Consider the following 12,960-nt stretch of genomic DNA (forward strand, 5'->3'; position numbering starts at 1 on the left):
TCTAAACGATCCGCCTCTGCTTTCTCTGCAGCAATACGTTCTTGCTCTAGACGATCCGCTTCTGCTTTTTCTGCAGCAATGCGTTCTTGTTCTAAGCGCTCCGCTTCTGCCTTCTCTGCAGCAATTCGTTCTTGCTCTAAACGTTCCGATTCTGCCTTTTCTGCAGCAATGCATTCTTGCTCTAGACGGTCTGCCTCGGCCTTCTGCGCAGCAACTTGCTCGGCTTCACGCTGTGCCTGTTCTGCAGCAGCACGCTCTTGCTCTAATTTCATTGCTGCTTCTTGCTCAGCAAGACGAGCTTGTTGTTCTTGACGTTGTTGTTCTGCCGCTTGCTGCTCTTGAGCTAAACGTTCAGCTTCTGCTTGTTCTGCCGCAATGCGTTCTTGCTCTAAACGTTCCGCTTCTGCCTTTTCTGCAGCAACACGTTCTTGTTCTAAACGCTCCGCCTCAGCCTTTTCAGCAGCGATACGCTCTTGTTCTAAACGTTCAGCCTCTGCTTTTTCAGCAGCGATACGCTCTTGCTCAAAACGTTCAGCTTCTGCCTTTTCTACAGCAATGCGTTCTTGCTCTAAACGGTCAGCCTCTGCCTTTTCTGCAGTCTAAACGCTCCGCTTCTGCCTTTTCTGCAGCAATGCGTTCTTGCTCTAAACGTTCAGCTTCAGCCTTTTCGGCTTCAATTCGCTGTTGTTCTTCTATTTGCTTCTGGTTATCAGCCTCTTTTGCTGCTTGCTCTGCTTGTTGCTTATCTGATTTGCCAAAACCAAACCAAGACAGGAATTTACTTTTTTTTGCCATACTTGCTAATAACCACTTATAAAAATCTGATAAACTTACATGAATAATAGTTTGGTGACAGTTCAGCTTTTTAGCCAAACATAAACAGGTACCATCTATCGCTAAGGTCGCAATACTATCACTTTTAGCGCAGTAGAAAAATGACACGCTAGCTATTGCATACAATATTATCTGAGCTAGTGGTCAGTTACCAATGATTAGTGAGTTAAATGAGAAAAAAATCAACAGCTAACCGCCAAGCAAAAGCAGCGAACAATAAATCAGCAAATGGATTTATTCGTATTATTAGTGGGCAATTTCGCGGTAGAAAATTACCCGTAAAAGATGTGCAAGGCTTGCGCCCAACCACAGACCGAATAAAAGAAACTGTATTTAACTGGCTAATGCAAGATACCCGAGGCGCAGCGGTACTCGATTGCTTTGCCGGTTCCGGCGGTTTAGGTTTTGAGGCGTTATCGCGCTTTGCTGATCATGCTGTGTTTTTCGAACTAGATAAAGGTGCCGCTAGCCAACTAAAAGAAAACATTAGCACCCTTAAATTGGATAATGCCGTCGTAAAACAAGGCAATAGCCTTTCATTATTAGAACAAAACATGCAAAACGAGCAATTTGATCTAATTTTTGTTGACCCGCCATTTCGACAAAACTTGGCTGAAAAAAGTTGTTTTTTACTCGAAAAAAATAGCTGGTTATCTGCCCAAGCACTTATATATGTTGAGGTCGAAAGCGAACTAAGCGACTTAGACACCCCAGATAACTGGATGCTTTTAAAAGAAAAAACTGCCGGACAAGTGATTTGTCGGCTATATCAACGCGAGACAAATTAACTCTGTTTTGCAAACCTAGTTTCTGTTAATATTATTCTTTACATGTGGTGTTGCTTCGGATTACAATACCGCACCATTTTTGAACCACTTGGTCGTTATTCGATCAACTTGAGCAACGCTCATTATTTAGGTAGGTGAATTTTTAATGCCAGTAATTAAAGTAAGAGAGAACGAACCGTTTGACGTAGCACTTCGTCGCTTCAAGCGTTCATGTGAAAAAGCAGGTATCCTTTCAGAAGTTCGTCGTCGCGAGCACTATGAAAAACCAACAGCTGAGCGTAAGCGTAAAAAAGCTGCTGCAGTAAAGCGTCACATGAAGAAGCTTTCTCGCGATAACGCACGTCGCGTTAAATTATACTAATCAGTATTTGGTCTTGTATAAATGAGCCTTTTATTAACGCTAAAAGATGCGCAAAAAGATGCGATGAAGGCAAAAGACAAAGAACGTCTTAAACCTATCCGCATGGTACTTGCTGCAATCAAGCAACGTGAAATTGATGAGCAAATTACGCTTGACGACGACGGTATTACCGCTGTTTTAGTAAAGCTTGTTAAGCAACGTCGCGATTCTTACACCCAGTACATTGATGCGGGTCGTGAAGATTTAGCTGAAATTGAAGCCAGTGAGATTAAAGCACTTGAAGAATTCTTACCTCAACAATTGAGTGAAGAAGAAATCATTGCTCTTATTGACTCGGCTATAGCTGATACAAACGCAGCGGGTATGCAAGACATGGGTAAGGTAATGGGAGTTATCAAAAGCAAAGCTGAAGGTCGTGCCGATTTAGGTAAGATTTCTGGCTTAATCAAGCAACGATTAACTGCCTAACCCCCACATACAGATGTATGATTCAAGCAAACCGAGCCTAGTGCTCGGTTTCTTGCTTTTAGTCTTTCATAAACACAGTAATTGTGTTCAAATCTTATTTTACAACGCATAGATAGCGCAGGAAAATACAACAGCTATGGCCGGAAAAATACCTCGACAGTTTATTGATGATTTACTCGCTCGCACAGATATTGTTGAGTTAATTGATTCGAGAGTTGGCCTTAAAAAAGCAGGTAAAGACTACCAAGCTTGTTGCCCATTCCATAACGAAAAATCACCTTCATTTACCGTTTCTCAAGATAAACAGTTTTACCACTGCTTTGGTTGTGGTGCCAATGGCAATGCAATTTCGTTTGTTATGGAATACGACAAATTAGAGTTCGTTGATGCTATTGAAGAATTAGCGAGTATGCTCAATTTAGACGTACCTCGCGAACAAGGCACAAGTTCTGGCCCGCAACGCACTGCAGAACAAAAGCGCTCCGATTACGATTTAATGTTACATGCTGCTCGCTTTTATCAGCATCAGTTAAAGCATCATGCCAACTCAAAAACGGTTATCGACTATATCAAGGGTCGTGGTTTAAGCGGTGAAACAGCGAAAAAATTCATGATTGGTTATGCGCCAAGTGAATGGGAAGCGCTATGCCAGCAACTTGGCCGCAACAAAGAACAAAAAGAGCAGCTTGTAGAACTAAAACTAGCCTCTGAAAAGTCGCCAGGTCGTCAATTTGACTTCTTCCGTGATCGACTCATGTTCCCTATTCGCGATAAACGCGGTCGGGTGATTGCCTTTGGTGGCCGTGTTATGCAAGCGGATCAAGGTCCTAAATACCTTAACTCACCAGAAACCCGTATTTTCCATAAAGGCTTTGAGCTTTATGGTTTATACGAAGCCAAGCAAGCACATAAAAAACTTGAACATATTTTAATTGTTGAAGGGTATATGGATGTTGTTGCTTTAGCTGAGCAAGGCATCGAATATGCCGTTGCCGCCCTTGGCACAGCAACGACCGCAGAACATATGCACACTTTATTTAGAACCACAGATAAAGTGATTTGCTGCTACGACGGTGACCGTGCAGGTCGCGATGCAGCTTGGCGTGCACTAGAAAATGCACTGCCTTATCTTGGTGATGGTAAGTCATTAAAGTTTGTGTTTTTACCAGATGGTGAAGACCCTGATTCACTGGTACAAAAAGAAGGTAAAGACGCTTTTGAAGCTAGGTTAAGCGAAGCGGATGATTTTACTAAGGTGCTGTTTAATAAGCTCAGCCAAGAGATAGACCTTACTCAAGACGCAGGTAAAGCTAAGCTCCTTAGTGATGCCCTGCCACTAATTGAAAAAATCCCTAGTGATTTTTACCAAGAAAATATTTTGGAACATCTTGGCCGCTTAATTGGTCGAACAAGAGAGCAGTTAAATAATCGCGTTAAGTCGCCAAAGCAACAGCATGCGATTGAGCGTAAATTTAAAATAACACCAATGCGTCAAGCGATTGGTATTTTATTGCAACACCCAAATTTGGCGACCAGCATTGCTTATATGCCAGAATTAGCTGAGATGAAAATAGCCGGTATTGAGCTATTTTTACGCATTCAGCACTTAGCACTAGAACGTGAAGGTATCACGACGGCACAAATTTTAGAGTCATTTAGGGATGGCGCTGAATATGACGCGTTAGTGAAACTAGCAACTTGGCAGCACCAAATAAATGACGATCGTTTAGAGACGGTTTTTAAAAATACTTTTAAATTTATTGAAGACCAGTGTTTAAATTATCGACTAGAGACCCTATTAATAAAAGACAAGACCCAAGGCTTAAGCAGCGAAGAAAGGCTAGAATGCCACTTACTGACGCAAGCGTTAAAAGGCAGCAACAGCTAGTCAGAATTGAATAATGCTGTTATACTGTGCTATTCACTGCGTCTAGTTAGTTTTCGTGTCGCTTAATTAGTAAGCGAGCTGGCGCCTGTTGTATCAACTTTCAGAGTGGAAGAATAAATCTCTATGGATCCAACTCCTCAGTCACAATTAAAGCTTCTGATTCAAAAAGGTAAAGAGCAAGGTTATTTAACTTTTGCAGAAGTTAATGATCACCTTCCACAAGACATTATCGACTCAGATCAGGTAGAAGATATCATTAGCATGATTAATGATATGGGTATCAAGGTAAGTGAAAACGCACCTGATGCCGATGAATTAATGATGCAAGAAACAACGACAGACGAAGACGCAGCAGAAGCCGCGGCAGCTGCACTTGCGACTGTAGAAAAAGAGATCGGTCGAACAACTGACCCTGTACGTATGTATATGCGTGAAATGGGTACTGTTGAACTTCTTACGCGTGAAGGCGAAATCGTTATCGCTAAGCGTATTGAGGAAGGTATTAACCAAGTACAGATTTCAGTTGCTGAATACCCTGAAGCAATTACTTATCTACTAGAGCAATGGGACAAGTTCGAAGCAGAAGAAATGCGCTTAAGCGACATTATCTCTGGTTTCTTTGATCCTAATAATGAAGAAGAATCACAAATCTCTGCAACACACATCGGTTCTGAGTTAAACGAAGAGCAACTCGACGAAGAAGACGACGAAGACGATGATGAAGATGACGACAGTGATGACGATGATGATAGCGATGGCGACACAGGTCCTGATCCTGAAGAAGCTCGTATTCACTTCGAAAACTTACGTGAGCTTTATAACAAGGCACGCGAAACGTTCGAAGAAAAAGGTCGCTCGCACCCGGATTCACTTGAAGCTATTGCAGAAATAGGCGAACTATTTAAAACCTTTAAATTAGTGCCAAAACAGTTTGACCGCATGGTTAACAACATGCGTGAAATGATGGACCGCGTTCGTGTACAAGAACGTATCATCATGAAACAAGCTGTACAAATTGCTAAGTTACCGAAAAAGAGCTTTATCAAGCACTTTGCTAACAACGAAACAGACACAAGCTGGATTGACCTTGAGATTGCTGCAAACGAGAAATACTCAGTAGCACTTGAAACAGTTAAACCAGAAATCATTCGTTGCATCAGCAAACTAAGTGCAATTGAAGAAAGCACAGGCCTTAGCATCGAACGAATTAAAGATATCAACCGCCGCATGAGTATTGGTGAAGCGAAAGCTCGCCGTGCGAAGAAAGAAATGGTTGAAGCGAACTTACGTCTTGTAATTTCAATTGCGAAAAAATACACCAACCGTGGTTTACAGTTCTTAGACCTTATCCAAGAAGGTAATATTGGTCTAATGAAAGCGGTTGATAAGTTCGAATACCGCCGTGGTTATAAGTTTTCTACTTATGCAACATGGTGGATCCGTCAAGCAATCACGCGTTCGATTGCTGACCAAGCACGTACCATCCGTATTCCTGTGCACATGATTGAGACGATCAACAAATTAAACCGTATCTCTCGTCAAATGCTACAAGAGATGGGTCGTGAGCCGAGCCCAGAAGAATTAGCTGAGCGTATGTTAATGCCTGAAGACAAGATCCGTAAGGTACTTAAAATCGCTAAAGAGCCAATTTCAATGGAAACACCAATCGGTGATGATGAAGATTCGCACTTAGGTGACTTCATTGAAGATACCACTATCGACTCACCTATTGATTCTGCAACAATGGAATCACTACGTGGCGCAACAAACGATGTACTAGCGGGCTTAACAGCACGTGAAGCTAAAGTACTACGTATGCGTTTCGGTATCGACATGAACACTGACCATACATTAGAAGAAGTAGGTAAACAATTTGACGTAACACGTGAGCGTATTCGTCAAATCGAAGCGAAAGCGTTACGTAAATTACGTCACCCTTCTCGCTCTGACTTACTGAAAAGCTTCTTAGATGCTAAGTAATTTAGTATCGCGTTATTAACTAAAAGGCCGCTGTTGCGGCCTTTTTTCTATTCGAGAGATATTCATGGCTTGGATCCAAATTCGCATCAACGCAAATGCAGACAACGCAGAATTAATCAGCGACTTACTCATGGACACTGGCAGTGCGTCAGTCACTTATGTTGATGCCAAAGATACCCCTATTTATGAGCCAAAACTTGGTACTGTGCAGTTATGGGCTGATACCACTGTGATTGGCCTGTATGACGCTAACCATGATATGGAAAGCGTAGTAGCAACATTAAATGCTGAAGCAACACTCGCCGATAAGCTCGTTTATAAAATTGAACAGCTTGAAGATAAAGATTGGGAACGTGAATGGATGGATAACTTCCACCCTATTCAATTCGGTGAGCGCTTATGGATCTGCCCAAGCTGGCGCGATATTCCAGATCCTGATGCGGTTAATGTATTACTCGATCCAGGCCTTGCTTTTGGTACAGGTACCCATGCAACGACTGCGCTTTGTTTAAAATGGCTAGAAAGCCAAGATTTAACAGGTAAAACTGTGGTCGACTTTGGTTGTGGCTCAGGTATTTTAGGAATTGCTGCGATCAAACTCGGCGCTGAACGTATGATCGGTATCGATATAGATCCTCAAGCACTTGAAGCAAGCCGCGATAATGCAAAACGTAATGGCGTTGCAGATAAACTTGAAGTGTATTTACCTGAAGATCAGCCAGAGTTTACAGCCGATATTGTGGTTGCAAACATCTTAGCTCAACCTCTTCGCGAACTACATGAAGTGATTTTAGGTCTTTTAAAACCGAATGGTAAAATTGCTATGTCAGGCATTTTAGAAGAACAAGCTCAGTCTGTAGCCGATGTTTACGCCCCGTTTTTAGCACTTGATGACGTGGCTGTTGAGGGTGAATGGACCCGAGTAAGCGGCATCAAGAAAGCCTAAATAGCACTAGAGTATTTACTCAAACATAATAGGTAAAGCCAGTATTTAACAGGCTTTACCTTATTTTTACAGTTAGTAGTTTCTCACTTTTTTGTGAGTAAAAATTTTTCTGTTCAAATATCAAACAAATCAACCTACCCGTCAAACTGTTATCAAAAGTCAATACGAAAAGGGCAAAAAAAAGTCACTTTTGTTCAATTTATAGCCTTTGATTTTTGCTAAAAAAGCCGTAAACTTAGCGCCCCTTGAAAAGAGGCCAATTGAATAACAGTGCGTATCGGTTCATACCAACTTGAGAACAATGTAATTGTCGCGCCAATGGCAGGCATTACAGACAGACCATTTAGACAACTTTGCCGTCGCTTAGGTGCGGGCCTTGCTGTTTCTGAAATGCTCTCGTCAAACCCGAAAGTATGGAAAACCGAAAAATCGATGAACCGTATGGATCACAGCGGTGAATCGGGAATTCGTTCGGTGCAAATCGCCGGAGCCGATCCTGAGCTTATGGCACAGGCAGCACAATTCAATGTCAGCAATGGTGCACAGATCATAGATATCAATATGGGGTGCCCAGCTAAAAAAGTGAATAAGAAACTCGCAGGCTCAGCCTTATTACAGTTTCCTGAATTAGTACAAGAGATACTCGATGCCGTTGTTAATGCTGTCGATGTCCCTGTCACTTTAAAAATCCGTACCGGATGGGATCAGGATAACCGTAATGGTGTCGAGATTGCGAGAATAGCTGAACGTTATGGCATTGCCTCACTGGCAGTACACGGGCGAACGCGCGCATGTATGTATAAAGGTGAAGCAGAGTACGCCACAATTAGGGATATTAAACGTTCAGTGTCTATCCCTGTCGTTGCCAATGGTGATATTACTTCACCAGAAAAAGCAAAGCAGGTTTTGGATTATACGGGTGCAGATGCCATTATGATTGGTCGAGCCGCCCAAGGTCGCCCTTGGATTTTTAGGGAGATAGACCACTATTTGCGAACTGGAGAACATTTGCCAGCACCTGAAATTGCAGAGGTGCGTAGCATTTTGATGGAGCATTTAGACAATCTTCATCAGTTTTACGGGGAGCCAATGGGAGCGCGTATCGCTCGAAAGCATGTATCTTGGTATTTGCAAACCCATGACAGTGACGGTCAGTTTAGGCGAGTATTTAATGCGTTAGATAACCCACAGGCACAAGTCGACGCATTAGAAGAATACTTTAAAACACTAGCAGCTAACTAAGAAAGAAAGAGACATATAACGATGTTCGAACAAAACGTGACTTCTCCATTTATCACAAACCCTCATGTACAGTCACACGAGAAACCACAGCCGTTGCGTGATGCAGTGAAAAAAGCTGTTCATCACTACTTAAAGCAACTTAATGGTCAAGACGTACAAGACGTATACGACCTTGTTCTTTCTGAGCTAGAAGCACCATTACTTGAAGAAGTAATGACGTACACGCGTGGTAACCAAACTCGTGCTGCAATCTTACTAGGTATCAACCGTGGTACTTTACGTAAGAAGCTTAAAAAATACGGCATGAACTAATACTGGTTATATTGGACTCGTAGTAAGCCAGCATATTTATTTTGCTAATAAACGCTTACTAATCCAATACAACTGATATAAAAGTTTTTAATAAAAAGCACCTTAGGGTGCTTTTTTTATAGCTGTTAAAAACTATGCAAAATCCTCACGCTTTAAACGTCGTTTTTTAAAGCAGATTCAGTTAAAATACCGCCTTTCTAAGCTAGCTCAAACATTGAGGTAATCAAAACTACAATGGATACACATCGTCCAATTCGTCGCGCACTATTAAGTGTGTCAGATAAAACCGGTATCGTTGAATTTGCTCGCGCTCTTGAAGCACAAGGCGTGGATATTTTATCAACTGGCGGTACTTGCAAATTACTTGCTGATAACGGCATCAAAGTCACTGAAGTATCTGACCATACTGGTCACCCTGAGATCATGGATGGTCGCGTAAAAACACTTCATCCAAAAATTCACGGCGGCATCTTAGCGCGTCGCGGTCAAGATGAAGACGTAATGGAGGATCACAACATCTCTGCTATCGATATCGTTGTAGTTAACTTATACCCCTTCGCAAACACTGTTGCGAAAGAAGACTGCAGCCTAGAAGATGCGATTGAAAACATTGATATCGGTGGTCCAACAATGGTTCGCGCTGCGGCGAAAAACCATAAAGACGTAACTATCGTAGTTAATGCAAAAGATTACGACCGCGTAATCAGCGAAATGCAAAGCAACAACGGTTCAACAACGTATAAAACACGTTTTGATCTAGCTATTGCTGCTTACGAGCACACAGCTCAGTACGATGGCATGATTGCAAACTACTTCGGAAAAATGGTTCCTGACTACACAGAGGAAGCTGCTGAAGAGACTAAATTCCCACGTACTATCAACATGCAGTTCACTAAAAAGCAAGATATGCGCTACGGTGAGAACTCACACCAAGACGCTGCTTTTTATGTTGAAAACGACCTAACTGAAGCATCTGTTGCGACTGCAGTTCAACTGCAAGGTAAAGCACTTTCTTACAACAACATTGCTGACACTGACGCAGCATTAGAGTGTGTAAAAGAATTCGACGTACCAGCGTGTGTTATCGTAAAACATGCGAACCCTTGTGGTGTGTCAATTGGTGACAACATTCTTGAAGCTTATGATCGCGCATTCAAAACTGACCCTACATCAGCATTTGGTGGCATCATCGCATTCAATAAAGAACTTGATGCAGACACAGCTGAAGCTATTGTTGCTCGTCAATTCGTTGAAGTTATCATTGCACCTAAAGTATCTGAAGCTGCAGCCCAAATCGTATCTGCTAAGCAAAACGTACGTTTATTAGAATGTGGTGAATGGTCTGGTAATGCAACAGGTCACGACATCAAGCGTGTTAATGGCGGTATTCTAGTTCAAGACCGCGACCTAGGTATGGTAACGCAAGGCGACCTTAAAGTTGTATCTAAGCGTCAACCAACTGAGCAAGAATTAAAAGATTTATTATTCTGCTGGAAAGTAGCTAAATTCGTTAAGTCTAACGCAATCGTTTACGCACGTGACGGTATGACGATTGGTGTAGGCGCAGGTCAAATGAGCCGTGTTTATTCAGCGAAAATTGCTGGTATCAAAGCCGCTGACGAAAACCTTGAAGTAAAAGGTTCAGTTATGGCATCGGATGCATTCTTCCCATTCCGTGACGGTATTGATGCAGCAGCAGAGGCTGGCATCACCGCTGTTATTCAACCAGGTGGTTCAATGCGCGATGAAGAAGTTATCGCTGCAGCTGACGAAGCTGGTATGGCAATGGTATTTACAGGTATGCGCCATTTCCGCCACTAATCACATAAAGGGTTAAGCACATAGCTTAACCCTTTTTGTTTGCCACAAATTCACGTATTCTGATTAATAATAATAATTACCCATATAATGAAGGAACAGATGATGAAATTTGCCGTAAAATCGTTACTTGTTGCCAGCCTTGCACTGACATCAGCACAAGCTTTAAGCCATGGCCATGAATCAGCGCTTACACAAGCCGTGCAATCAAGCGAACGTGATGCTAAAAATAGCGCACGTGATCAATATCGCCATCCAGTTGAGACACTTGAGTTCTTTGGCTTCAAGCCAAGCATGACAGTTGTTGAAATTGCACCTGGCGGTGGTTGGTACAGTGAAATCCTTGCACCGGCTGTAAAAGGCCATGGTGTTTACTACGCGGCACATTTCCCTGCTGATTCTGAGGTGGGTTATTACCAACGTTCATTAGCTGGTTTTAAGAAAAAGATGAGCGATGACGCACGCTTCAGTGAAGTTAAACTAACTGAATTTGCGCCGGTAACACATCTTGATATTGCACCAGCGGGTAGCGCAGATCTTGTCTTAACATTTAGAAATGTACACAACTGGTACATGGGTAAAGATAAAGAAGGCGCGTTAAGTGCGTTTAAAGCATTTTATAAAGCACTTAAACCAGGCGGCACTTTAGGTGTGGTTGAACACCGCCTACCTGAAGCGCGCAGCGATGAAGATCAGAAATCATCAGGTTATATGAAGCAAAGCTATGTAATTGAAATTGCAAAGCAAGCTGGCTTTGAACTAGTGGCAAGCAGTGACATTAATGCAAACCCTCTTGATACAGCGGATCACCCTAAAGGGGTGTGGACACTACCACCACGTTTAGCACTTGACGAAAAAGATGCTGCTAAATATAAAGCGATTGGTGAGAGTGATCGTATGACGCTGAAGTTTAAAAAACCGCTATAAATAGGATTATACGCCATGAATGTACTTGTCATCGGCAGTGGCGGCCGCGAACACGCTCTTGCGTTTAAGGCTGCACAAAATACTAAAGTAAACACCGTTTTCGTTGCTCCTGGTAACGCAGGTACTGCACTAGAGCCAAAACTTGAAAACGTAGCTATCAACGTTGAAGACCTAGCAGGTTTAGTTACTTTTGCTAAAGAAAACAACGTTGAGTTAACTATTGTTGGTCCAGAAGTACCGCTTGTTTTAGGTGTCGTTGATACATTCCGTGAAAACGGTTTAGCTATCTTCGGCCCAACAGCAGGTGCTGCACAGCTAGAAGGCTCTAAGTCATTCACTAAAGACTTCTTAGCACGTCACGACATTCCAACTGCTGACTACCAAACGTTTGAACAAATCGATCCTGCACTTGCTTACCTAAAAGAAAAAGGTGCGCCTATTGTTATTAAAGCTGATGGCTTAGCAGCAGGTAAAGGCGTTATCGTTGCGATGACAGAGCTTGAAGCTGAAGAAGCTATCCGCGATATGCTTGCAGGCAACAGCTTTGGTGAAGCGGGTAGCCGTGTAGTTATCGAAGAGTTCTTAGAAGGCGAAGAAGCCTCTTTCATCGTGATGGTTGATGGCAAAAACGTACTGCCATTCGCAACTAGCCAAGATCACAAACGCGCTTACAACGGTGACCAAGGTCCGAACACTGGCGGCATGGGTGCATACTCACCGGCTCCAGTGGTGACTGATGAAATTCACCAACGCATTATGAACGAAGTGATCAACCCAACGGTTGAAGGTATGGCAAAAGAAGGCCACCCATACACTGGTTTCTTATACGCAGGTTTAATGATCACCGCTGATGGTACGCCAAAAGTAATCGAATACAACTGTCGTTTTGGCGACCCTGAAACACAACCTATGATGCTTCGTCTTAAGTCTGACCTTGTTGAGCTTATCGAAGCGGCTAACCGTGAAGAACTAGATAAAACAGCAATCGAGTTCGACCCGCGTGCAGCAGTCGGTGTTGTATTAGCAGCAAAAGGCTACCCAGATAGCTACCCGAAAGGTGATGTAATCAGCGGCTTGCAAGTTACTTACCCTGAAGGTGAGAAAGTATTCCACGCAGGGACTAAGCAAGACAGCGACAACGTAGTAACAGCTGGCGGTCGTGTACTTTGTGCTACAGCACTTGGCAACACAGTAACCGAAGCGCAACAACGTGCTTATAAACTGGTTGAACAAATCAGCTGGGAAGGCATGGAATATCGTACTGATATCGCTTACCGTGCAATTGCTCGCGAACAGAATTAAGGTCAAACCAGTCTAATTCTGAAAAAAGCGCAGTTTATCTGCGCTTTTTTAATGCTACACTGTTAAGAACATTTGCCTAGATAAAGAACTAATT

At 42.7% G+C, this 12,960-nt stretch carries 11 protein-coding genes and 1 pseudogene; 11 read left to right on the forward strand and 1 reads right to left on the reverse strand.

Going from position 1 to position 12,960, the window contains the following annotated elements; all coding sequences use genetic code 11:
- Positions 1 to 795: pseudogene (locus AN213_RS00005) on the reverse strand (signal recognition particle-docking protein FtsY); the annotation flags it as partial.
- A gap of 209 nt (positions 796 to 1,004) precedes the next feature.
- On the opposite strand from AN213_RS00005, the gene rsmD reads away from it, so the two are divergent.
- The 11 genes from rsmD (at position 1,005) to purD (ending at position 12,866) form a co-directional block, all read left to right on the forward strand.
- On the forward strand, positions 1,005 to 1,622 hold the full coding sequence (gene rsmD, locus AN213_RS00010) for a 16S rRNA (guanine(966)-N(2))-methyltransferase RsmD (RefSeq protein ID WP_054560979.1): 618 nt from the start codon (positions 1,005 to 1,007) through the stop codon (positions 1,620 to 1,622).
- A gap of 145 nt (positions 1,623 to 1,767) precedes the next feature.
- On the forward strand, positions 1,768 to 1,983 hold the full coding sequence (gene rpsU / locus AN213_RS00015; protein WP_002957797.1) for a 30S ribosomal protein S21: 216 nt from the start codon (positions 1,768 to 1,770) through the stop codon (positions 1,981 to 1,983).
- A 21-nt stretch (positions 1,984 to 2,004) separates the two neighbouring features.
- Positions 2,005 to 2,451 (forward strand): GatB/YqeY domain-containing protein, encoded by a 447-nt coding sequence (locus AN213_RS00020; RefSeq protein WP_054551044.1) that lies wholly within the window; start codon positions 2,005 to 2,007, stop codon positions 2,449 to 2,451.
- A 136-nt stretch (positions 2,452 to 2,587) separates the two neighbouring features.
- Entirely contained in the window at positions 2,588 to 4,339 is a 1,752-nt protein-coding gene (gene dnaG / locus AN213_RS00025) for a DNA primase (protein WP_054560980.1), read from the forward strand.
- A gap of 123 nt (positions 4,340 to 4,462) precedes the next feature.
- On the forward strand, positions 4,463 to 6,319 hold the full coding sequence (gene rpoD / locus AN213_RS00030) for an RNA polymerase sigma factor RpoD (RefSeq protein ID WP_054560981.1): 1,857 nt from the start codon (positions 4,463 to 4,465) through the stop codon (positions 6,317 to 6,319).
- 64 nt (positions 6,320 to 6,383) lie between these two features.
- The gene (prmA, locus tag AN213_RS00035) at positions 6,384 to 7,265 is read left to right on the forward strand and encodes a 50S ribosomal protein L11 methyltransferase (protein WP_055196721.1); all 882 of its coding nucleotides are present in this window, start codon (positions 6,384 to 6,386) and stop codon (positions 7,263 to 7,265) included.
- A 270-nt stretch (positions 7,266 to 7,535) separates the two neighbouring features.
- Positions 7,536 to 8,507: a tRNA dihydrouridine synthase DusB gene (gene dusB, locus AN213_RS00040; protein WP_054551040.1), complete on the forward strand. Its 972-nt coding sequence runs from the start codon at positions 7,536 to 7,538 to the stop codon at positions 8,505 to 8,507.
- A 21-nt stretch (positions 8,508 to 8,528) separates the two neighbouring features.
- Complete coding sequence (fis, locus tag AN213_RS00045) at positions 8,529 to 8,819, forward strand: DNA-binding transcriptional regulator Fis (protein WP_002957804.1); 291 nt, start codon at positions 8,529 to 8,531, stop codon at positions 8,817 to 8,819.
- Between the two features lie 234 nt (positions 8,820 to 9,053).
- Positions 9,054 to 10,640 carry a bifunctional phosphoribosylaminoimidazolecarboxamide formyltransferase/IMP cyclohydrolase gene (purH, locus tag AN213_RS00050; protein ID WP_054560984.1) on the forward strand — a complete coding sequence of 529 codons (1,587 nt, stop codon included), beginning with the start codon at positions 9,054 to 9,056 and terminating at the stop codon, positions 10,638 to 10,640.
- 102 nt (positions 10,641 to 10,742) lie between these two features.
- Positions 10,743 to 11,564, forward strand: coding sequence for a class I SAM-dependent methyltransferase (locus tag AN213_RS00055; protein ID WP_055196723.1), 822 nt, complete (start codon positions 10,743 to 10,745; stop codon positions 11,562 to 11,564).
- A gap of 15 nt (positions 11,565 to 11,579) precedes the next feature.
- Entirely contained in the window at positions 11,580 to 12,866 is a 1,287-nt protein-coding gene (gene purD, locus AN213_RS00060; protein ID WP_054560986.1) for a phosphoribosylamine--glycine ligase, read from the forward strand.
- Positions 12,867 to 12,960: the final 94 nt, after the last annotated feature.

The sequence above is a fragment of the Pseudoalteromonas sp. P1-8 genome, assembly GCF_001399985.1.
In the GTDB taxonomy this organism is placed as follows: Bacteria; Pseudomonadota; Gammaproteobacteria; order Enterobacterales; family Alteromonadaceae; genus Pseudoalteromonas.